This is a genomic window from Streptococcus sp. 2106, assembly GCF_013277315.1.
GTDB classification, from domain to species: Bacteria; Bacillota; Bacilli; order Lactobacillales; family Streptococcaceae; genus Streptococcus; species Streptococcus pseudopneumoniae.
The window spans coordinates 1-22187 of the sequence record NZ_VMMS01000036.1 but is presented as its reverse complement, the minus strand read 5'-3'; the positions used below and the strand labels follow the sequence as shown (position 1 = coordinate 22187).

Annotated in this window: 16 protein-coding genes, 2 tRNA genes, 2 rRNA genes and 1 pseudogene; 20 read left to right on the top strand and 1 reads right to left on the bottom strand. The window is 38.1% G+C overall.

The window, feature by feature from the left end:
• The first annotated feature begins 145 nt into the window (after positions 1 to 145).
• The 16 genes from HT723_RS04450 (at position 146) to HT723_RS04380 (ending at position 17083) form a co-directional block, all read left to right on the top strand.
• Entirely contained in the window at positions 146 to 1327 is a 1182-nt protein-coding gene (locus HT723_RS04450; RefSeq protein ID WP_172934726.1) for a trypsin-like peptidase domain-containing protein, read from the top strand.
• Between the two features lie 57 nt (positions 1328 to 1384).
• A complete protein-coding gene (locus tag HT723_RS04445) occupies positions 1385 to 2143 on the top strand; it encodes a ParB/RepB/Spo0J family partition protein (protein WP_000410378.1) in 759 nt (252 codons plus the stop codon).
• Positions 2144 to 2355: 212 nt separating this feature from the next.
• Positions 2356 to 3717, top strand: coding sequence for a chromosomal replication initiator protein DnaA (dnaA, locus tag HT723_RS04440; RefSeq protein WP_172934725.1), 1362 nt, complete (start codon positions 2356 to 2358; stop codon positions 3715 to 3717).
• 158 nt (positions 3718 to 3875) lie between these two features.
• On the top strand, positions 3876 to 5012 hold the full coding sequence (gene dnaN, locus HT723_RS04435; RefSeq protein ID WP_172934724.1) for a DNA polymerase III subunit beta: 1137 nt from the start codon (positions 3876 to 3878) through the stop codon (positions 5010 to 5012).
• A gap of 64 nt (positions 5013 to 5076) precedes the next feature.
• Positions 5077 to 5271, top strand: coding sequence for a DUF951 family protein (locus HT723_RS04430; protein ID WP_000285186.1), 195 nt, complete (start codon positions 5077 to 5079; stop codon positions 5269 to 5271).
• A gap of 83 nt (positions 5272 to 5354) precedes the next feature.
• The gene (gene ychF, locus HT723_RS04425) at positions 5355 to 6470 is read left to right on the top strand and encodes a redox-regulated ATPase YchF (RefSeq protein ID WP_172934723.1); all 1116 of its coding nucleotides are present in this window, start codon (positions 5355 to 5357) and stop codon (positions 6468 to 6470) included.
• Positions 6471 to 6541: 71 nt separating this feature from the next.
• The gene (gene pth, locus HT723_RS04420; RefSeq protein WP_172934722.1) at positions 6542 to 7111 is read left to right on the top strand and encodes an aminoacyl-tRNA hydrolase; all 570 of its coding nucleotides are present in this window, start codon (positions 6542 to 6544) and stop codon (positions 7109 to 7111) included.
• The gene (gene mfd, locus HT723_RS04415; RefSeq protein WP_172934721.1) at positions 7112 to 10615 is read left to right on the top strand and encodes a transcription-repair coupling factor; all 3504 of its coding nucleotides are present in this window, start codon (positions 7112 to 7114) and stop codon (positions 10613 to 10615) included.
• A 57-nt stretch (positions 10616 to 10672) separates the two neighbouring features.
• Complete coding sequence (locus HT723_RS04410) at positions 10673 to 10939, top strand: RNA-binding S4 domain-containing protein (RefSeq protein ID WP_001234978.1); 267 nt, start codon at positions 10673 to 10675, stop codon at positions 10937 to 10939.
• Positions 10932 to 11300, top strand: coding sequence for a septum formation initiator family protein (locus HT723_RS04405; RefSeq protein ID WP_050216165.1), 369 nt, complete (start codon positions 10932 to 10934; stop codon positions 11298 to 11300). The genes HT723_RS04410 and HT723_RS04405 overlap by 8 nt, the downstream gene beginning before the upstream one ends.
• A 4-nt stretch (positions 11301 to 11304) precedes the next feature.
• Entirely contained in the window at positions 11305 to 11427 is a 123-nt protein-coding gene (locus HT723_RS11810) for an SP_0009 family protein (protein WP_000429334.1), read from the top strand.
• Positions 11420 to 12688, top strand: coding sequence for a serine hydrolase (locus tag HT723_RS04400; RefSeq protein WP_172934720.1), 1269 nt, complete (start codon positions 11420 to 11422; stop codon positions 12686 to 12688). The genes HT723_RS11810 and HT723_RS04400 overlap by 8 nt, the downstream gene beginning before the upstream one ends.
• Entirely contained in the window at positions 12685 to 13962 is a 1278-nt protein-coding gene (gene tilS, locus HT723_RS04395; protein WP_172934719.1) for a tRNA lysidine(34) synthetase TilS, read from the top strand. Before HT723_RS04400 ends, tilS begins: the two co-directional genes overlap by 4 nt.
• 4 nt (positions 13963 to 13966) lie before the next feature.
• Positions 13967 to 14509 carry a hypoxanthine phosphoribosyltransferase gene (gene hpt, locus HT723_RS04390; RefSeq protein WP_000892175.1) on the top strand — a complete coding sequence of 181 codons (543 nt, stop codon included), beginning with the start codon at positions 13967 to 13969 and terminating at the stop codon, positions 14507 to 14509.
• A 15-nt stretch (positions 14510 to 14524) separates the two neighbouring features.
• Positions 14525 to 16483, top strand: coding sequence for an ATP-dependent zinc metalloprotease FtsH (gene ftsH / locus HT723_RS04385; RefSeq protein ID WP_023940596.1), 1959 nt, complete (start codon positions 14525 to 14527; stop codon positions 16481 to 16483).
• A 120-nt stretch (positions 16484 to 16603) separates the two neighbouring features.
• Positions 16604 to 17083, top strand: coding sequence for a sigma-70 family RNA polymerase sigma factor (locus HT723_RS04380; RefSeq protein ID WP_172934718.1), 480 nt, complete (start codon positions 16604 to 16606; stop codon positions 17081 to 17083).
• A 306-nt stretch (positions 17084 to 17389) separates the two neighbouring features.
• Here HT723_RS04380 and HT723_RS04375 read toward each other — a convergent pair.
• Positions 17390 to 18285: pseudogene (locus tag HT723_RS04375) on the bottom strand (ISNCY family transposase); the annotation flags it as partial.
• A 96-nt stretch (positions 18286 to 18381) separates the two neighbouring features.
• Between HT723_RS04375 and HT723_RS04370 the strand changes: the two are divergent.
• The 4 genes from HT723_RS04370 to HT723_RS04355 all read left to right on the top strand — a co-directional run.
• Positions 18382 to 18453 (top strand) — tRNA-Glu (locus HT723_RS04370).
• 252 nt (positions 18454 to 18705) lie between these two features.
• Positions 18706 to 20251, top strand: a 16S ribosomal RNA gene (locus HT723_RS04365).
• 51 nt (positions 20252 to 20302) lie between these two features.
• Positions 20303 to 20375 (top strand) — tRNA-Ala (locus tag HT723_RS04360).
• Between the two features lie 124 nt (positions 20376 to 20499).
• A 23S ribosomal RNA gene (locus tag HT723_RS04355) occupies positions 20500 to 22187 on the top strand; the annotation flags it as partial.

Below are 22187 nucleotides of genomic sequence, written 5' to 3'. Positions count from 1 at the left end.
TATTCACAAAATAAAAAATAGATTTCAATTAAGAAAATCACAGCTTCAAAAGAGTTATCCACAGTTTGTGTAAAACTTTTGTGTTTAAGTTATAATTAAGCTAGTCAGTTTATACTTTCAGTAATTCAAACATATGGAGGCAAATATGAAACATCTAAAAACATTTTACAAAAAATGGTTTCAATTATTAGTCGTTATCGTCATTAGCTTTTTTAGTGGAGCCTTGGGTAGTTTTTCAATAACTCAACTAACTCAAAAAAGTAGTGTAAACAACTCTAACAACAATAGTACTATTACACAAATTGCCTATACGAACGAAAATTCAACAACACAGGCTGTTAACAAAGTAAAAGATGCTGTTGTTTCTGTTATTACTTATTCGGCAAACAGACAAAATAGCGTATTTGGCAATGATGATACTGACACAGATTCTCAGCGAATCTCTAGTGAAGGATCTGGAGTTATTTATAAAAAGAATGATAAAGAAGCTTACATCGTCACCAACAATCACGTTATAAATGGCGCCAGCAAAGTAGATATTCGATTGTCAGATGGGACTAAAGTACCTGGAGAAATTGTCGGAGCTGACACTTTCTCTGATATTGCTGTCGTCAAAATCTCTTCAGAAAAAGTGACAACAGTAGCTGAGTTTGGTGATTCTAGTAAGTTAACTGTAGGAGAAATTGCTATTGCCATCGGTAGCCCGTTAGGTTCTGAATATGCAAATACTGTTACTCAAGGTATCGTATCTAGTCTCAATAGAAATGTATCCTTAAAATCGGAAGATGGACAAGCTATTTCTACAAAAGCCATCCAAACTGATACTGCTATTAACCCAGGTAACTCTGGCGGCCCACTGATCAATATTCAAGGGCAGGTTATCGGAATTACCTCAAGTAAAATTGCTACAAATGGAGGAACATCTGTAGAAGGTCTTGGTTTCGCAATTCCTGCAAATGATGCTATCAATATTATTGAACAGTTAGAAAAAAACGGAAAAGTGACGCGTCCAGCTTTGGGAATCCAGATGGTTAATTTATCTAATGTGAGTACAAGCGACATCAGAAGACTCAATATTCCAAGTAATGTTACATCTGGTGTAGTTGTTCGTTCGATACAAAGTAATATGCCTGCCAATGGTCACCTTGAAAAATACGATGTAATTACAAAAGTAGATGACAAAGAGATTGCTTCATCAACAGACTTACAAAGTGCTCTTTACAATCATTCTATCGGAGACACCATTAAGATCACTTACTATCGCAACGGTAAAGAAGAAACTACCTCTATCAAACTTAACAAGAGTTCAGGTGATTTAGAATCTTAATTGACATCTATGTAAAGAAAGCTTTACATAAGAGAAAAGATGTGTTAGTGTAGAATCATGGAAAAATTTGAAATGATTTCTATCACAGATATACAAAAAAATCCCTATCAACCCCGAAAAGAATTTGATAGAGAAAAACTAGATGAACTAGCACAGTCTATCAAAGAAAATGGGGTCATTCAACCGATTATTGTTCGTCAATCTCCTGTGATTGGTTATGAAATCCTTGCAGGAGAGAGACGCTATCGGGCTTCACTTTTAGCTGGTCTACGGTCTATCCCAGCTGTTGTTAAACAGATTTCAGACCAAGAGATGATGGTTCAGTCCATTATTGAAAATTTACAGAGAGAAAATTTAAACCCAATAGAAGAAGCACGCGCCTATGAATCTCTCGTAGAGAAAGGATTCACCCATGCTGAAATTGCAGATAAAATGGGCAAGTCTCGTCCATATATCAGCAACTCCATTCGTTTACTTTCCTTGCCAGAACAGATTCTCTCAGAAGTAGAAAATGGCAAACTATCACAAGCCCATGCGCGTTCCCTAGTTGGGTTAAATAAGGAACAACAAGACTATTTCTTTCAACGGATTATAGAAGAAGATATTTCTGTAAGGAAGTTAGAAGCTCTTCTGACAGAGAAAAAACAAAAGAAACAGCAAAAAACGAATCATTTCATACAAAATGAAGAAAAACAGTTAAGAAAACTACTCGGATTAGATGTAGAAATTAAACTATCTAAAAAAGACAGTGGAAAAATCATTATTTCTTTTTCAAATCAAGAAGAATATAGTAGAATTATCAACAGCCTGAAATAAGGCTGTTCTTTTATTTTTTTATCTCACAAGGTTATCCACTATGTTTTTCGATAAAAAGCTTAATAAATCAATAATTTCTTCTTTTATCCCCAACCTGTGGATAAGGTTTGGTAACATTGTGGATTATTTTTCACAGCTTGTGGAAAATTCTTGCTATCTATGGTAAAATATCTCTAGTATTAAACTTTTAAATAGTAAAGGAGGAGAAAAGATTGAAAGAAAAACAATTTTGGAATCGTATATTAGAATTTGCACAAGAAAGACTGACTCGATCCATGTATGATTTCTATGCTATTCAAGCTGAACTCATCAAGGTAGAGGAAAATGTTGCCACTATATTTCTACCTCGCTCTGAAATGGAAATGGTCTGGGAAAAACAACTAAAAGATATTATTGTAGTAGCTGGTTTTGAAATTTATGACGCTGAAATAACTCCCCACTATATTTTCACCAAACCTCAAGATACGACTAGCTCACAAGTTGAAGAAGCTACAAATTTAACTCTTTATGACTATAGTCCAAAGTTAGTATCTATTCCTTATTCAGATACGGGATTAAAAGAAAAGTATACCTTTGATAACTTTATTCAAGGGGATGGAAATGTTTGGGCTGTATCAGCCGCTTTAGCTGTCTCTGAAGATTTGGCTCTGACCTATAACCCTCTTTTTATCTATGGAGGACCAGGCCTTGGTAAGACTCACTTATTAAACGCTATTGGAAATGAAATTCTAAAAAATATTCCTAATGCGCGTGTTAAATATATCCCTGCCGAAAGCTTTATTAATGACTTTCTTGATCACCTAAGACTTGGGGAAATGGAAAAGTTTAAAAAGACCTATCGTAGTCTTGATCTTTTGTTAATCGATGATATCCAGTCACTCAGCGGAAAAAAAGTCGCAACTCAGGAAGAATTTTTCAATACCTTTAACGCCCTTCATGACAAGCAAAAACAGATTGTTCTAACGAGTGATCGTAGTCCAAAACATCTAGAAGGGCTCGAGGAGAGGCTTGTCACGCGTTTTAGTTGGGGATTGACACAAACTATCACACCCCCTGACTTTGAAACACGTATTGCCATTTTACAAAGTAAAACGGAACATTTAGGCTACAATTTCCAAAGTGATACTCTAGAATACCTAGCTGGGCAATTTGATTCAAATGTTCGAGATCTTGAGGGAGCCATCAACGACATCACTTTAATTGCCAGAGTAAAAAACATCAAGGATATCACTATTGACATTGCTGCAGAAGCCATTAGAGCCCGCAAACAAGATGTTAGCCAAATGCTCGTCATCCCAATTGATAAAATCCAAACTGAAGTTGGTAACTTTTATGGTGTTAGTATCAAAGAAATGAAGGGAAGTAGACGCCTTCAAAATATTGTTTTGGCCCGTCAAGTAGCCATGTATTTATCTAGAGAACTAACAGATAATAGTCTTCCAAAAATTGGGAAGGAATTTGGGGGAAAAGATCATACCACAGTCATTCATGCCCATGCAAAAATTAAATCTTTGATTGATGAAGACGATAATTTACGTTTAGAAATTGAATCAATCAAAAAGAAAATCAAATAACTTGTGGATAACTTTCGCTTTTTTATCTTTTTTATCCACATTTTTTAAACAAGCTAAAAAACTTGATATGACTTACTTTTAGTCTGTTTTCCACAGATTTCACAGACTCTATTATTACTATTATCCTTCTAATACTAAAAATAAATAAAGGAGAATCCATGATTCATTTTTCAATTAATAAAAATTTATTTCTACAAGCATTAAATATTACTAAGAGAGCTATTAGTTCTAAAAATGCCATTCCTATTTTATCAACTGTCAAAATTGACGTGACCAACGAAGGTGTTACTTTAATTGGTTCAAATGGTCAGATTTCAATTGAAAATTTTATTTCTCAAAAAAATGAAGATGCTGGTTTGTTAATTACTTCTTTAGGTTCGATCCTTCTTGAAGCTTCTTTCTTTATCAATGTTGTATCTAGTCTACCTGATGTGACTCTTGATTTTAAAGAAATTGAACAAAATCAAATTGTTTTAACCAGTGGAAAATCAGAAATTACCCTAAAAGGAAAAGATAGCGAACAATATCCACGAATCCAAGAAATTTCAGCAAGCACTCCTTTGGTTCTTGAAACAAAATTACTCAAGAAAATTATCAATGAAACAGCTTTTGCTGCAAGTACACAAGAGAGTCGTCCAATTTTGACAGGTGTTCATTTTGTATTGAGTCAACACAAAGAGTTAAAAACAGTTGCAACAGACTCTCATCGTCTAAGCCAGAAAAAATTAACGCTTGAGAAAAATAGTGATGATTTTGATGTTGTCATTCCTAGCCGTTCTCTACGCGAATTTTCAGCGGTATTTACAGATGATATTGAAACTGTAGAGATTTTCTTTGCCAATAACCAAATTCTCTTTAGAAGCGAAAATATTAGCTTCTATACTCGTCTCCTAGAAGGAAACTATCCTGATACAGATCGCTTGATTCCAACAGACTTTAACACTACTATTACTTTTGATGTTGTAAACTTACGCCAGTCAATGGAGCGTGCTCGTCTTTTATCAAGTGCGACTCAAAATGGTACTGTGAAACTTGAAATTAAAGATGGGATTGTTAGCGCCTATGTTCACTCTCCAGAAGTTGGTAAAGTAAACGAAGAAATTGATACTGATCAGGTTACTGGTGAAGATTTGACCATTAGTTTCAATCCAACTTATTTGATTGATTCCCTCAAGGCTTTAAATAGCGAAAAGGTGACCATTAGCTTTATCTCAGCTGTTCGTCCATTTACTCTTGTGCCAGCAGATACTGACGAGGATTTCATGCAGCTCATTACACCAGTTCGTACAAACTAAGTGAAAGAGGTTGAGCCCAGCTCGCCTCTTTTATGATATAATCGAAAAAGAAAAGGAGAGTAGTATGTATCAAGTTGGAAATTTTGTTGAAATGAAAAAACCACATGCTTGCACCATCAAGTCAACAGGAAAAAAAGCTAATCGTTGGGAAATTACACGTGTAGGAGCAGATATCAAAATAAAATGCAGTAATTGTGACCATGTTGTCATGATGGGACGCTATGATTTTGATCGAAAAATGAATAAAATTATTGACTGAGAACCCTTAGTTAGAGGGTTAGCACTTTATCCCTTTTTGTGTTATAATATTAGGGATTGAAATGAAAACGGAGAATGAGAAATATGGCTTTGACAGCAGGTATCGTTGGTTTGCCAAACGTTGGTAAATCAACACTATTTAATGCAATTACAAAAGCAGGAGCAGAGGCAGCAAACTACCCATTTGCGACGATTGATCCAAACGTTGGAATGGTTGAAGTTCCAGATGAACGCCTACAAAAACTAACTGAAATGATTACTCCTAAAAAGACAGTGCCAACAACATTTGAATTTACAGATATTGCAGGGATTGTAAAAGGAGCTTCAAAAGGAGAAGGGCTAGGGAATAAATTCTTAGCCAATATTCGTGAAGTAGATGCGATTGTTCACGTAGTTCGTGCTTTTGATGATGAAAATGTGATGCGCGAGCAAGGACGTGAAGACGCCTTTGTGGATCCACTTGCAGATATTGACACCATTAACCTGGAATTGATTCTTGCAGACTTAGAATCAGTCAATAAGCGTTATGCGCGTGTAGAAAAGATGGCACGCACGCAAAAAGATAAAGAATCAGTAGCAGAATTCAATGTTCTTCAAAAGATTAAACCAGTCCTTGAAGATGGAAAATCAGCTCGCACCATCGAATTTACAGATGAGGAACAAAAGGTTGTAAAAGGTCTTTTCCTTTTGACGACAAAACCAGTTCTTTATGTTGCTAATGTTGACGAGGATGTGGTTTCAGAACCTGACTCTATCGACTATGTCAAACAAATTCGTGAATTTGCAGCGACCGAAAATGCTGAAGTAGTCGTTATTTCTGCGCGTGCTGAGGAAGAAATTTCTGAGTTAGACGATGATGATAAAAAAGAGTTTCTTGAAGCCATTGGTTTGACAGAATCAGGTGTAGATAAGTTGACGCGTGCAGCTTACCACTTACTTGGATTGGGAACTTACTTCACAGCTGGTGAAAAAGAGGTTCGCGCTTGGACTTTCAAACGTGGTATGAAGGCTCCTCAAGCAGCTGGGATTATCCACTCAGACTTTGAAAAAGGCTTTATTCGTGCAGTAACCATGTCATATGAGGATCTAGTGAAATACGGATCTGAAAAAGCGGTAAAAGAAGCTGGACGCTTGCGTGAAGAAGGAAAAGAATATATCGTTCAAGATGGCGATATCATGGAATTTCGCTTTAATGTCTAAAAAATTAATAAATGGTGTCAATTAGGTTGGAAAAAAATTCCAACCCTTTTGGCTTTTGAAAGGAAAAATAAATGACCAAATTACTTGTAGGCTTGGGAAATCCAGGGGATAAATATTTTGAAACAAAACACAATGTTGGTTTCATGTTGATTGACCAACTAGCGAAAAAACAAAATGTCACTTTTACACACGATAAGATATTTCAAGCAGACCTAGCATCCTTTTTCTTCAATGGAGAAAAAATTTATCTGGTTAAACCAACGACCTTTATGAATGAAAGTGGAAAATCAGTTCATGCTTTATTGACTTACTATGGTTTGGATATTGAAGATTTACTTATCATTTACGATGACCTTGACATGGAAGTTGGAAAGATTCGTTTAAGAGCAAAGGGCTCAGCAGGTGGTCACAATGGTATTAAGTCTATTATTCAACATATTGGAACTCAGGTCTTTAACCGTGTTAAGATTGGAATTGGGAGACCTAAAAATGGTATGTCAGTTGTTCACCATGTTTTGAGTACCTTTGACAGGGATGATTATATCGGTATTTTACAGTCTATTGACAAGGTTTACGATTCTGTAAACTACTATTTACAAGAAAAAAATTTCGAGAAAACAATGCAGAGGTATAATGGATAAATGGTGACCTTATTAGATTTATTCTCAGAAAATGATCAGATCAAAAAATGGCATCAAAATCTGACAGATAAGAAAAGACAACTAATACTTGGTTTATCAACGTCTACTAAGGCTCTTGCAATTGCAAGCAGTTTAGAAAAAGAAGATAAGATTGTATTGTTGACGTCAACTTATGGAGAAGCAGAAGGACTTGTTAGTGATCTTCTATCTATCTTGGGTGAGGAATTTGTCTATCCATTTTTGGTAAATGATACTCCTATGGTGGAGTTTTTGATGTCTTCACAAGAAAAAATCATTTCACGGGTTGAAGCCTTGCGTTTTTTGACTGATTCATCTAAGAGAGGGATTTTAGTTTGTAATATCGCAGCAAGTCGATTGATTTTACCGTCTCCCAATGTATTCAAAGATAGTATTGTAAAAATCTCAGTTGGTGAAGAATATGACCAACATGCGCTTATCCATCAGTTAAAGGAAATAGGCTATCGAAAAGTTACTCAAGTACAAACTCAGGGTGAATTTAGTCTGCGAGGAGATATTTTAGATATTTTTGAAATATCCCAGTTAGAACCTTGCCGAATTGAGTTTTTTGGTGATGAAATTGATGTTATCAGGTCATTTGAAGTCGAAACACAATTATCGAAAGAAAATCAGACAGAACTCACCATCTTTCCAGCTAGTGATATGCTTTTGAGAGAAAAGGATTATCAACGAGGTCAGTCAGCTTTAGAAAAACAAATTTCAAAAACGTTATCACCTATTTTAAAATCATACTTAGAAGAAATTCTTTCAAGTTTTCACCAAAAACAAATTCATTCTGATTCACGGAAATTTTTATCTTTATGCTATGATAAGACATGGACTGTATTTGACTATATTGAAAAAGATACTCCAATATTCTTTGATGATTACCAAAAATTAATGAATCAGTATGAAGTCTTTGAAAGAGAATTAGCGCAATACTTTACAGAAGAATTACAGAACAGTAAAGCATTTTCTGAGATGCAGTATTTTGCTGATACAGAGCAAATCTATAAAAAACAGAGTTCGGTTACCTTTTTCTCTAATCTGCAAAAGGGGTTAGGAAATCTCAAGTTTGACCAAATTTATCAATTTAATCAATATCCTATGCAGGAGTTTTTCAATCAATTTTCTTTTCTAAAAGAAGAAATTGAGCGATATAAAAAAATGAATTACACCATTATTCTGCAGTCTAGCAATTCAATGGGAAGTAAAACATTGGAGGATGTATTAGAGGAATATCAGATTAAATTGGATTCTAGAGATAAGACAAGTATCTGTAAAGAATCTGTAAACTTAATAGAGGGTAATCTCAGACATGGTTTTCATTTTGTAGATGAAAAGATTTTATTGATAACTGAACATGAGATTTTTCAAAAGAAATTAAAGCGTCGTTTTCGAAGACAACATGTTTCAAATGCAGAGAGATTAAAAGATTACAATGAACTTGAAAAAGGGGACTATGTTGTCCATCATATCCATGGGATTGGTCAATATCTAGGAATTGAAACCATTGAAATCAAGGGAATTCATCGCGATTATGTCAGTGTCCAATACCAAAATGGTGATCAAATTTCTATCCCCGTGGAACAGATTCATCTACTGTCCAAATATATTTCAAGTGATGGTAAAGCTCCAAAACTCAATAAATTAAATGACGGTCATTTTAAAAAGGCCAAGCAAAAGGTTAAGAACCAGGTAGAGGATATAGCTGATGATTTAATCAAACTCTACTCTGAACGTAGTCAGTTGAAGGGTTTTGCTTTCTCAGCTGATGATGATGATCAAGATGCCTTTGATGATGCTTTCCCTTATGTTGAAACGGATGATCAACTTCGTAGTATTGAGGAAATCAAGAGGGATATGCAGGCTTCTCAGCCAATGGATCGACTTTTAGTTGGGGATGTTGGTTTTGGAAAGACTGAAGTTGCTATGCGTGCAGCCTTTAAAGCAGTCAATGATCACAAACAGGTTGTCATTCTAGTTCCGACGACGGTTTTAGCGCAACAGCACTATACGAATTTTAAGGAACGATTCCAAAATTTTGCAGTTAATGTTGATGTGTTGAGTCGCTTTAGAAGTAAAAAAGAGCAGACTGCAACACTTGAAAAATTGAAAAACGGTCAAGTCGATATTTTGATTGGAACACATCGTGTTTTGTCAAAAGATGTTGTGTTTGCTGATTTGGGCTTGATGATTATTGATGAGGAACAGCGATTTGGTGTCAAGCATAAGGAAACTTTGAAAGAACTGAAGAAACAAGTGGATGTCCTAACCTTGACCGCTACGCCAATCCCTCGTACCCTCCATATGTCTATGCTGGGAATCAGAGATTTGTCTGTTATTGAAACTCCGCCGACTAATCGCTATCCTGTTCAGACCTATGTTTTGGAAAAGAATGATAGTGTCATTCGTGATGCTGTCTTACGTGAAATGGAGCGTGGAGGTCAAGTTTACTATCTTTACAATAAAGTTGACACGATTGACCAGAAAGTTTCCGAATTACAGGAGTTGATTCCAGAGGCTTCGATTGGTTATGTTCACGGACAAATGAGTGAAATCCAGTTAGAAAATACTCTACTAGACTTTATTGAGGGACAATACGATATCTTGGTGACGACTACCATTATTGAGACAGGGGTGGACATTCCAAATGCCAATACTTTGTTTATTGAAAACGCAGACCATATGGGCTTGTCAACCTTGTATCAGTTAAGAGGAAGAGTCGGTCGTAGTAATCGTATTGCTTATGCCTATCTCATGTATCGTCCAGAAAAATCAATCAGTGAAGTCTCTGAAAAGAGATTAGAAGCGATTAAAGGATTTACAGAATTGGGATCCGGATTTAAGATTGCTATGCGAGATCTTTCGATTCGTGGAGCAGGGAATCTCCTAGGAAAATCCCAGTCTGGTTTCATTGATTCTGTTGGTTTTGAATTGTATTCTCAATTACTAGAGGAAGCTATTGATAAACGACATGGTAATGGGAACACAAGAACCAAAGGGAATGCTGAATTAATTTTACAAATTGATGCCTATCTTCCTGATACTTATATTTCTGATCAACGACATAAGATTGAAATTTACAAGAAAATTCGTCAAATTGACAACCGTGTTAACTATGAAGAGTTACAAGAAGAGTTGATGGACCGATTTGGAGAGTACCCAGATGTAGTAGCCTATCTTTTAGAGATTGGTTTGGTCAAATCATACTTGGACAAGGTCTTTGTTCAACGTGTGGAAAGAAAAGATAATAAAGTTACAATCCAATTTGAAAAAGTCACTCAACGACTGTTTTTAGCTCAAGATTATTTTAAAGCTTTATCCGCAACGAACTTAAAAGCAGGCATCGCTGAGAATAAGGGATTAATGGAGCTTGTATTTGATGTTCGAAATAAGAAGGATTATGAAATTTTAGAAGGACTGATGATTTTTGGAGAAAGTTTACTAGAGATAAAAGAGTCTAAGAAAGAAAATTCCATTTGATATTTTTCTTCTATAAAATAGATAAAAATGGTACAATAATAAATTGAGGTAATAAGTATGAGATTAGATAAATATTTAAAAGTATCGCGAATTATCAAGCGTCGTACAGTCGCAAAGGAAGTAGCAGATAAAGGTAGAATCAAGGTTAATGGAATCTTGGCCAAAAGTTCAACGGACTTGAAAGTTAATGACCAAGTTGAAATTCGCTTTGGCAATAAGTTGCTACTTGTAAAAGTACTAGAGATGAAAGATAGTACAAAAAAAGAAGATGCAGCAGGCATGTATGAAATTATCAGTGAAACACGGGTAGAAGAAAATGTCTAAAAATATCGTACAATTGAATAATTCTTTTATTCAAAATGAATATCAACGTCGTCGCTACCTGATGAAAGAACGGCAAAAACGGAATCGTTTTATGGGGTGGGTATTGATTTTGATTATGCTATTATTTATCTTGCCAACTTTTAATTTAGCGCAGAGCTATCAACAATTACTCCAAAGACGTCAGCAACTAGCAGACTTGCAAACTCAGTATCGGACTTTGAGTGATGAAAAGGATAAGGAGACAGCATTTGCTACCAAGTTGAAAGATGAGGATTATGCTGCCAAATATACACGAGCGAAGTACTATTATTCTAAGTCGAGGGAAATAGTTTATACGATTCCTGACTTGCTTCAAAGGTGATAAAATGGAAAATTTATTAGATGTAATTGAGCAATTTTTGAGTTTATCAGATGAAAAGCTGGAAGAATTGGCTGATAAAAATCAATTATTGCGTTTACAAGAAGAAAAGGAAAGGAAGAATGCGTAAATTCTTAATTATTTTGTTGCTACCGAGTTTTTTGACCATCTCAAAAGTCGTTAGCACAGAAAAAGAAGTCGTCTATACTTCGAAAGAAATTTATTACCTTTCACAATCTGACTTTGGTATTTATTTTAGAGAAAAGCTAAGTTCTCCTATGGTTTATGGAGAAGTTCCTGTCTATGCGAATGAAGATTTAGTAGTGGAATCTGGAAAATTGACTCCTAAAACAAGTTTTCAAATAACCGAGTGGCGCTTAAATAAACAAGGAATTCCGGTATTTAAGCTATCAAATCATCAATTTATAGCTGCGGACAAACGATTTTTATATGATCAGTCAGAGGTAACTTCAACAATAAAAAAAGTATGGTTAGAATCTGATTTTAAACTGTACAATAGTCCTTATGATTTAAAAGAAGTGAAATCATCCTTATCAGCTTATTCGCAAGTATCAATCGACAAGACCATGTTTGTAGAAGGAAGAGAATTTCTACATATTGATCAGGTTGGATGGGTAGCTAAAGAATCAACTTCTGAAGAAGATAATCGGATGAGTAAAGTTCAAGAAATGTTATCTGAAAAATATCAGAAAGATTCTTTCTCTATTTATGTTAAGCAACTGACTACTGGAAAAGAAGCTGGTATCAATCAAGATGAAAAGATGTATGCAGCCAGCGTTTTGAAACTCTCTTATCTCTATTATACGCAAGAAAAAATAAATGAGGGTCTTTATCAGTTAGATACGACTGTAAAATACGTATCTGCAGTCAATGATTTTCCAGGTTCTTATAAACCAGAGGGAAGTGGTAGTCTTCCTAAAAAAGAAGATAATAAAGAATATTCTTTAAAGGATTTAATTACGAAAGTATCAAAAGAATCTGATAATGTAGCTCATAATCTATTGGGTTATTACATTTCAAACCAATCTGATGCCACATTCAAATCCAAGATGTCTGCCATTATGGGAGATGATTGGGATCCAAAAGAAAAATGGATTTCTTCCAAGATGGCCGGGAAGGTCATGGAAGCTATTTATAATCAAAATGGATTTGTGCTAGAGTCTTTGACTAAAACAGATTTTGATAATCAGCGAATTGCCAAAGGTGTTTCTGTGAAGGTAGCTCATAAAATTGGGGATGCGGACGAATTTAAGCATGATACGGGTGTTATCTACGCAGATTTTCCATTTATTCTTTCTATTTTCACTAAGAATTCTGATTATGATACGATTTCTCAGATAGCCAAGGATGTTTATGAGGTTCTAAAATGAGAGAACAAGATTTTTTAAATCATTTTCTCAAGAGAGGATATTTTAAAAAGCATACTAAGGTGGTGCTAGCTCTTTCTGGTGGATTAGATTCTATGTTTCTATTTAAGGTATTGTCTACTTATCAAAAAGAGTTAGAGCTTGAATTGATTCTGGCTCATGTGAATCATAAGCAGAGAATTGAATCAGATTGGGAAGAACAGGAATTAAGGAAGTTGGCTGCTGAATATGGACTTCCTATTTATGTCAGCAATTTTTCAGGAGAATTTTCAGAAGCGCGTGCACGAAATTTTCGCTATGATTTTTTTCAAGAGGTCATGAAAAAGACAGGTGCGACAGCCTTAGTCACTGCCCACCATGCGGATGACCAGGTGGAAACGATTTTGATGCGCTTGATTCGAGGTACTCGCTTGCGCTATCTATCAGGAATTAAGGAGAAGCAAGTAGTCGGAGAGATAGAACTTATTCGTCCCTTCTTGCATTTCCAGAAAAAAGACTTTCCACCAATTTTTCACTTTGAAGATACATCAAATAAGAAAAATCATTATTTTCGAAATCGTATTCGAAATTCTTATTTACCAGAATTGGAAAAAGAAAATCCTCGATTTAGAGATGCAATCTTAAGCATCGGCAATGAAATTTTAGATTATGACCTAGCTATAGCTGAATTATCTAATAATATTGATGTGGAAAATTTACAGCAGTTATTTTCTTATTCTGAGTCTACACAAAGAGTTTTACTTCAAACTTATCTGAATCGTTTTCCAGATTTGAATCTTACAAAAGTGCAGTTTGCTGAAGTTCGGCAGATTTTAAAATCTAAAAGCCAGTATCGTCATCCACTTAAAAATGGCTATGAATTGATAAAAGAGTACCAACAGTTTCAGATTTGTAAAATCAGTCCGCAGGCTGATGAAAAGGAAGATGAGCTTGTGTTACACTATCAAAATCAGGTTACTTATCAAGGATACACATTTTCCTTTGGAATTCCTTTAGAAGGTGGATCAATTCAACAAATACCTGTTTCACGTGAAACATCCATACACATTCGTCATCGAAAAACAGGAGATGTTTTGCTTCAAAATGGGCATAGAAAAAAACTCAGACGTCTCTTTATTGATTTGAAAATCCCTATGGAAAAGCGAAAATCTGCTCTGATTATTGAGCAATTTGGTGAAATTGTCTCAATTTTGGGAATTGCGACCAGTAATTTGAGTAAAAACACGAAAAATGATATAATGAACACTGTACTTTATATAGAAAAAATAGATAGGTAAAAAAATGTTAGAAAACGATATTAAAAAAATTCTCGTTTCACACGATGAAATTACAGAAGCTGCTAAAAAATTAGGTGCTCAACTCACTAAAGACTATGCAGGAAAAAATCCAATCTTAGTCGGGATTTTAAAAGGATCTATTCCTTTTATGGCTGAATTGGTTAAACATATTGATACACATATTGAAATGGACTTCATGATGGTTTCTAGCTACCATGGTGGAACAGCAAGTAGTGGTGTTATCAATATTAAACAAGATGTGACTCAAGATATCAAAGGAAGACATGTTCTATTTGTAGAAGATATCATTGATACAGGTCAAACTTTGAAGAATTTGCGAGATATGTTTATTGCAAGAGAAGCAGCTTCTGTTAAGATTGCAACCTTGTTGGATAAACCAGAAGGACGTGTTGTAGAAATTGAGGCAGACTATACCTGCTTTACTATCCCAAATGAGTTTGTAGTAGGTTATGGTTTAGACTACAAAGAAAATTATCGTAATCTTCCTTATGTTGGAGTATTGAAAGAAGAAGTGTATTCAAATTAGAAAGAACAATTTTTAATGAAAAAACAAAATAATGGTTTAATTAAAAATCCATTTCTATGGTTATTACTTATTTTTTTCCTAGTTACAGCTTACCAGTATTTTAGTACAGGTAGTGTTGCAGGGAAAAGTGAGCAAATTAATTATACAGAATTGGTAAAAGAAATTACCGATGACAATGTAAAAGAATTAACCTACCAACCAAATGGCAGTGTTATCGAAGTTTCGGGTGTCTATAAAAATCCTAAAACAAGTAAAGAAGAAACAGGCATTCAGTTTTTCACGCCATCTGTTACTAATGTAGAGAAATTTACCAGCACTATTCTTCCTGCAGATACTACCGTATCAGAATTGCAAAAACTTGCTACTGACCATAAAGCAGAAGTAACTGTTAAGCATGAAAGTTCAAGTGGTATGTGGATTAATCTACTCGTATCCATTGTGCCATTTGGAATTCTATTCTTCTTCCTATTCTCTATGATGGGAAATATGGGAGGAGGAAATGGCCGTAATCCAATGAGTTTTGGACGTAGTAAGGCTAAAGCTGCAAATAAAGAAGATATTAAAGTAAGATTTTCAGATGTTGCTGGAGCTGAGGAAGAAAAACAAGAACTAGTTGAAGTTGTTGAATTCTTAAAAGATCCAAAACGATTTACAAAACTTGGGGCTCGTATTCCAGCAGGTGTCCTTCTGGAGGGACCTCCGGGAACAGGTAAAACTTTGCTTGCTAAAGCAGTCGCCGGAGAAGCAGGTGTTCCATTCTTGAGTATCTCAGGTTCTGATTTTGTAGAAATGTTTGTCGGAGTTGGAGCTAGTCGTGTTCGTTCTCTTTTTGAAGATGCCAAAAAAGCAGCGCCAGCTATCATCTTTATCGATGAAATTGATGCTGTTGGTCGCCAACGTGGTGTCGGCCTCGGTGGAGGAAATGATGAACGTGAGCAAACCTTGAACCAACTCTTGATTGAGATGGATGGTTTTGAGGGAAATGAAGGGATTATCGTCATTGCTGCGACAAACCGTTCAGATGTACTAGACCCTGCCCTTTTACGTCCAGGACGTTTTGATAGAAAAGTATTGGTTGGTCGCCCTGATGTTAAAGGTCGTGAAGCAATCTTGAAAGTTCATGCTAAGAACAAGCCTTTAGCAGAAGATGTTGATTTGAAATTAGTGGCTCAACAAACTCCAGGCTTTGTTGGTGCTGATTTAGAGAATGTCTTGAATGAAGCAGCCTTGGTTGCTGCTCGTCGCAATAAATCGATAATTGATGCTTCAGATATTGATGAAGCAGAAGATAGAGTGATTGCTGGACCTTCTAAGAAAGATAAGACAGTTTCACAAAAAGAACGTGAATTGGTTGCCTACCATGAGGCAGGACATACCATTGTTGGCCTAGTCTTATCGAATGCCCGCGTTGTTCATAAGGTTACAATTGTACCAAGAGGTCGTGCAGGGGGTTACATGATTGCACTTCCTAAGGAAGATCAAATGCTTCTATCTAAAGAAGATATGAAAGAGCAATTGGCTGGTTTAATGGGTGGACGTGTAGCTGAAGAAATTATCTTTAATGTCCAAACTACAGGAGCTTCAAACGACTTTGAACAGGCGACACAAATGGCGCGTGCAATGGTTACAGAGTACGGTATGAGTGAAAAACTTGGTCCAGTTCAATATGAAGGAAATCATGCTATGTTTGGTGCACAAAGCCCTCAAAAATCAATTTCAGAACAAACAGCTTATGAAATTGACGAAGAGGTTCGTTTATTATTGAATGAAGCACGAAATAAAGCTGCTGAAATTATTCAGTCAAATCGTGAAACTCACAAGTTGATTGCAGAAGCACTATTGAAATACGAAACATTGGATAGTACACAAATTAAATCTCTCTATGAAACAGGAAAGATGCCTGAAGCAGTAGAAGAGGAATCTCATGCATTATCTTATGATGAAGTAAAGTCAAAAATGAATGATGAAAAATAACCCAAAGAGAGGCAAGACCTCTCTTTTTTGTGCAGTTGAGACGGTGTAGAGAACAGAATGGATAAAATGTGCCAAAAGTGTTTCTGAATCTGTTAGACTGTACACAGAAAGGGGAACATTATGATTAAAGAATTGTATGAAGAAGTCCAAGGAACTGTGTATAAGTGTAGAAATGAATATTACCTTCATTTATGGGAGCTATCGGACTGGGACCAAGAGGGAATGATTTGCTTACATGAATTGATTAGTAGAGAAGAAGGACTAGTAGAAGATATTCCTCGTTTAAGGAAATATTTCAAAACCAAGTTTCGAAATCGAATTTTAGACTATATCCGTAAGCAAGAAAGCCACAAACGAAGATATGATAAAGAACCTTATGAAGAAGTGGGTGAAATCAGTCATCGTATAAGTGATGGAGGACTCTGGCTAGACGATTATTATCTCTTTCATGAAACACTAAGAAATTATAGAAATAAACAAACTAAAGAGCAACAAGAAGAATTAGAACGCATCTTAAGAGATGAACGCTTCCGAGGGCGTCAAAGAGTGTTAAGAGATTTACGTATTGTGTTTAAAGAGTTTGACATCCGTAGCCGGTAAGAAGCAATGTAAAAAAATGAAAAAAATGAAAAAAAATAAGAAAAGGTGTGTCAATCGAAAGTGATGATGCCCCAAAAAATGGTGAGATTGAGGGCAATTATTTTGCTTTCATTTGACACGAGGAACCCTTGAAGCTGTTTTTTCAGCTAAACCAAGGCTAGTCTTAGCCTTGGCTCTCTAGCCTCACAGCTCCAAGCCTCTTATCAAATGAAATGCTTGTCTTAGACTCCTTACTTTCTCTCTCCTAAATGTAAGGGATAGAGTGATTTCCTTTAAGGAACAGCTTCCCATTTAGCGAGAAATAGATTATACTTGTAGCTGAGGAGAATGAAGCTCCTCACTAGTAAACTCTTCATAATCCTTTTTATTTTTCTGAAGATATTGTTTGAAAGATGTGAGTTTCCACGGATGGGTTTGTGGAGGGACATACTTGCGTCTTTCTTTTTTTGTTCTGGTTCTGATTCAAAGTTTTTCGAATAGAGTTCATGAACTAGTAGCTCCTTTGTGTGACAGATCTTGTCAGCGATATTGAGGTAGATGTCACCGTCAACTTCTTTTATAACGAATGCTTTCGTCTTTCTGCTGAAGTAGACTTCTTTTCCTTGTTCAACAGGGATATAGCAACGATTTTGGAATCGGATATGGTGTCCACTATCGACGACTCTCTCCGCCAGTCTAGCTAGAATGAGATTTCGTTCAGAGGGCTTAGGAGCCACCTCGAAGACAGAGAGTTTTGTCTTGTTTCCAAACTGTTCATTAAAGGTTTGAATGTAGGAAAGAAGGAAAGTATTGGCTTCTTCCAAGGTATGAATATTGTTTCGTTCCAGTTCAATAGGCAGGCGAGATTGTAGTGCCTGATTGAGTCTTTCGACTCTCCCTTTAGCTTGAGGGATAGCGGTTGTCTCAAGGAGAATCCCCAGTTGGTGACAGGCGTATCCAAACTGTGTATGGGTATCGCCCTCCATTTTCTTAGAGTTGGAGGCTTGATAGGCAAAGACCGTTCTCTTGTCTGTTTTAATTTGAAGGGGAATACCGTGATTGGCTAAGATTTGTTCAAGGACATGATAGTAAGCATTCAAGTTCTCTTTTTTATCAAAATAAGCCCCTAGGATATTGCCGGAAGCATCATCAATGGCTAAGTGTAAGTTAGAGGTTTCTGCTCCAAACCAGGCATGAGAGCTAGCCTCCATTTAGATGAGTTCTCGCCAAAAAATTGTAAAAAGTAAAAAAAGTTTAAAAAAGGTGTTGACAAAGTTTGAAAAGACTGTATAATAGTAAGAGTTGAAAATAACCACTCTGGTCCGTTGGTCAAGGGGTTAAGACACCGCCTTTTCACGGCGGTAACACGGGTTCGAATCCCGTACGGACTATGGTATGTTGCGGCTGTAACACTTGATGAAAAAAGTTTTAAAAAAACTTAAAAAAGTTTCAAAAAAGTGTTGACAAGCGAAAGTGACTGTGATATACTAATATAGTTGTCGCTTGAGAGAAGCGAGTGACAAAGACCTTTGAAAACTGAACAAGACGAACCAATGTGCAGGGCACTACAACCAAGGTTGTAGTACTGAACAATGAAAAAACAATAAATCTGTCAGTGACAGAAATGAGTGAGAACTCAAACTTTTAATGAGAGTTTGATCCTGGCTCAGGACGAACGCTGGCGGCGTGCCTAATACATGCAAGTAGAACGCTGAAGGAGGAGCTTGCTTCTCTGGATGAGTTGCGAACGGGTGAGTAACGCGTAGGTAACCTGCCTGGTAGCGGGGGATAACTATTGGAAACGATAGCTAATACCGCATAAGAGTGGATGTTGCATGACATTTACTTAAAAGGTGCAATTGCATCACTACCAGATGGACCTGCGTTGTATTAGCTAGTTGGTGGGGTAACGGCTCACCAAGGCGACGATACATAGCCGACCTGAGAGGGTGATCGGCCACACTGGGACTGAGACACGGCCCAGACTCCTACGGGAGGCAGCAGTAGGGAATCTTCGGCAATGGACGGAAGTCTGACCGAGCAACGCCGCGTGAGTGAAGAAGGTTTTCGGATCGTAAAGCTCTGTTGTAAGAGAAGAACGAGTGTGAGAGTGGAAAGTTCACACTGTGACGGTATCTTACCAGAAAGGGACGGCTAACTACGTGCCAGCAGCCGCGGTAATACGTAGGTCCCGAGCGTTGTCCGGATTTATTGGGCGTAAAGCGAGCGCAGGCGGTTAGATAAGTCTGAAGTTAAAGGCTGTGGCTTAACCATAGTAGGCTTTGGAAACTGTTTAACTTGAGTGCAAGAGGGGAGAGTGGAATTCCATGTGTAGCGGTGAAATGCGTAGATATATGGAGGAACACCGGTGGCGAAAGCGGCTCTCTGGCTTGTAACTGACGCTGAGGCTCGAAAGCGTGGGGAGCAAACAGGATTAGATACCCTGGTAGTCCACGCCGTAAACGATGAGTGCTAGGTGTTAGACCCTTTCCGGGGTTTAGTGCCGTAGCTAACGCATTAAGCACTCCGCCTGGGGAGTACGACCGCAAGGTTGAAACTCAAAGGAATTGACGGGGGCCCGCACAAGCGGTGGAGCATGTGGTTTAATTCGAAGCAACGCGAAGAACCTTACCAGGTCTTGACATCCCTCTGACCGCTCTAGAGATAGAGTTTTCCTTCGGGACAGAGGTGACAGGTGGTGCATGGTTGTCGTCAGCTCGTGTCGTGAGATGTTGGGTTAAGTCCCGCAACGAGCGCAACCCCTATTGTTAGTTGCCATCATTTAGTTGGGCACTCTAGCGAGACTGCCGGTAATAAACCGGAGGAAGGTGGGGATGACGTCAAATCATCATGCCCCTTATGACCTGGGCTACACACGTGCTACAATGGCTGGTACAACGAGTCGCAAGTCGGTGACGGCAAGCTAATCTCTTAAAGCCAGTCTCAGTTCGGATTGTAGGCTGCAACTCGCCTACATGAAGTCGGAATCGCTAGTAATCGCGGATCAGCACGCCGCGGTGAATACGTTCCCGGGCCTTGTACACACCGCCCGTCACACCACGAGAGTTTGTAACACCCGAAGTCGGTGAGGTAACCGTAAGGAGCCAGCCGCCTAAGGTGGGATAGATGATTGGGGTGAAGTCGTAACAAGGTAGCCGTATCGGAAGGTGCGGCTGGATCACCTCCTTTCTAAGGAAAAGGAACTGCGCATTGGTCTTGTTTAGTCTTGAGAGGTCTTGTGGGGCCTTAGCTCAGCTGGGAGAGCGCCTGCTTTGCACGCAGGAGGTCAGCGGTTCGATCCCGCTAGGCTCCATTGGTGAGAGATCACCAAGTAATGCACATTGAAAATTGAATATCTATATCAAATAGTAACAAGAAAATAAACCGAAAACGCTGTAGTATTAATAAGAGTTTATGACTGAAAGGTCAGAAAATAAGGTTAAGTTAATAAGGGCGCACGGTGGATGCCTTGGCACTAGGAGCCGAAGAAGGACGTGACAAACGACGATATGCCTTGGGTAGCTGTAAGTGAGCGATGATCCAGGGATTTCCGAATGGGGGAACCCAACAGGTACTACCTGTTACCCGCATCTGTTAAGGATGTGAGGAGGAAGACGCAGTGAACTGAAACATCTAAGTAGCTGCAGGAAGAGAAAGCAAAAGCGATTGCCTTAGTAGCGGCGAGCGAAACGGCAGGAGGGCAAACCGAAGAGTTTACTCTTCGGGGTTGTAGGACTGCAATGTGGACTCAAAGATTATAGAAGAATGATTTGGGAAGATCAGCCAAAGAGAGTAATAGCCTCGTATTTAAAATAGTCTTTGTACCTAGCAGTATCCTGAGTACGGCGGGACACGTGAAATCCCGTCGGAATCTGGGAGGACCATCTCCCAACCCTAAATACTCCCTAGTGACCGATAGTGAACCAGTACCGTGAGGGAAAGGTGAAAAGCACCCCGGGAGGGGAGTGAAATAGAACCTGAAACCGTGTGCCTACAACAAGTTCGAGCCCGTTAATGGGTGAGAGCGTGCCTTTTGTAGAATGAACCGGCGAGTTACGTTATGATGCGAGGTTAAGTTGAAGAGACGGAGCCGTAGGGAAACCGAGTCTGAATAGGGCGCCTTAGTATCATGACGTAGACCCGAAACCATGTGACCTACCCATGAGCAGGTTGAAGGTGCGGTAAGACGCACTGGAGGACCGAACCAGGGCACGTTGAAAAGTGCTTGGATGACTTGTGGGTAGCGGAGAAATTCCAAACGAACTTGGAGATAGCTGGTTCTCTCCGAAATAGCTTTAGGGCTAGCGTCGACATTAGAGATTCTTGGAGGTAGAGCACTGTTTGGGTGAGGGGTCCATCCCGGATTACCAATCTCAGATAAACTCCGAATGCCAAAGAATTATGGTCGGCAGTCAGACTGCGAGTGCTAAGATCCGTAGTCGAAAGGGAAACAGCCCAGACCACCAGCTAAGGTCCCAAAATAATTGTTAAGTGGAAAAGGATGTGGGGTTGCACAGACAACTAGGATGTTAGCTTAGAAGCAGCTATTCATTCAAAGAGTGCGTAATAGCTCACTAGTCGAGTGACCCTGCGCCGAAAATGTACCGGGGCTAAAACAATTTACCGAAGCTGTGGATACCTTTATAGGTATGGTAGGAGAGCGTTCTATGTGTGATGAAGGTATACCGTGAGGAGTGCTGGAACGCATAGAAGTGAGAATGCCGGTATGAGTAGCGAAAGACAGGTGAGAATCCTGTCCACCGTAAGACTAAGGTTTCCAGGGGAAGGCTCGTCCGCCCTGGGTTAGTCGGGACCTAAGGAGAGACCGAAAGGTGTATCCGATGGACAACAGGTTGATATTCCTGTACTAGAGTATGTAGTGATGGAGGGACGCAGTAGGCTAACTAAAGCAGACGATTGGAAGAGTCTGTCTAAGCAGTGAGGTGCGAATTGAGTCAAATGCTTAATTCTATAACATTGAGCTGTGATGGGGAGCGAAGTTTAGTAGCGAAGTTAGTGACGTCACACTGCCAAGAAAAGCTTCTAGCGTTTAAACGTACTCTACCCGTACCGCAAACCGACACAGGTAGTCGAGGCGAGTAGCCTCAGGTGAGCGAGAGAACTC

Excerpts from the sequence above, each read along its gene's own strand:
- ftsH (WP_023940596.1), top strand. The coding sequence starts at position 14,525 with ATGAAAAAACAAAATAATGGTTTAATTAAAAATCCATTTCTATGGTTA.
- HT723_RS04445 (WP_000410378.1), top strand. The coding sequence starts at position 1,385 with ATGGAAAAATTTGAAATGATTTCTATCACAGATATACAAAAAAATCCC.
- tilS (WP_172934719.1), top strand. The coding sequence starts at position 12,685 with ATGAGAGAACAAGATTTTTTAAATCATTTTCTCAAGAGAGGATATTTT.
- HT723_RS04410 (WP_001234978.1), top strand. The coding sequence starts at position 10,673 with ATGAGATTAGATAAATATTTAAAAGTATCGCGAATTATCAAGCGTCGT.
- HT723_RS04380 (WP_172934718.1), top strand. The coding sequence starts at position 16,604 with ATGATTAAAGAATTGTATGAAGAAGTCCAAGGAACTGTGTATAAGTGT.
- hpt (WP_000892175.1), top strand. The coding sequence starts at position 13,967 with ATGTTAGAAAACGATATTAAAAAAATTCTCGTTTCACACGATGAAATT.
- ychF (WP_172934723.1), top strand. The coding sequence starts at position 5,355 with ATGGCTTTGACAGCAGGTATCGTTGGTTTGCCAAACGTTGGTAAATCA.
- mfd (WP_172934721.1), top strand. The coding sequence starts at position 7,112 with ATGGTGACCTTATTAGATTTATTCTCAGAAAATGATCAGATCAAAAAA.
- HT723_RS04400 (WP_172934720.1), top strand. The coding sequence starts at position 11,420 with ATGCGTAAATTCTTAATTATTTTGTTGCTACCGAGTTTTTTGACCATC.
- HT723_RS04405 (WP_050216165.1), top strand. The coding sequence starts at position 10,932 with ATGTCTAAAAATATCGTACAATTGAATAATTCTTTTATTCAAAATGAA.
- pth (WP_172934722.1), top strand. The coding sequence starts at position 6,542 with ATGACCAAATTACTTGTAGGCTTGGGAAATCCAGGGGATAAATATTTT.
- dnaN (WP_172934724.1), top strand. The coding sequence starts at position 3,876 with ATGATTCATTTTTCAATTAATAAAAATTTATTTCTACAAGCATTAAAT.
- HT723_RS11810 (WP_000429334.1), top strand. The coding sequence starts at position 11,305 with ATGGAAAATTTATTAGATGTAATTGAGCAATTTTTGAGTTTATCAGAT.
- HT723_RS04430 (WP_000285186.1), top strand. The coding sequence starts at position 5,077 with ATGTATCAAGTTGGAAATTTTGTTGAAATGAAAAAACCACATGCTTGC.
- HT723_RS04450 (WP_172934726.1), top strand. The coding sequence starts at position 146 with ATGAAACATCTAAAAACATTTTACAAAAAATGGTTTCAATTATTAGTC.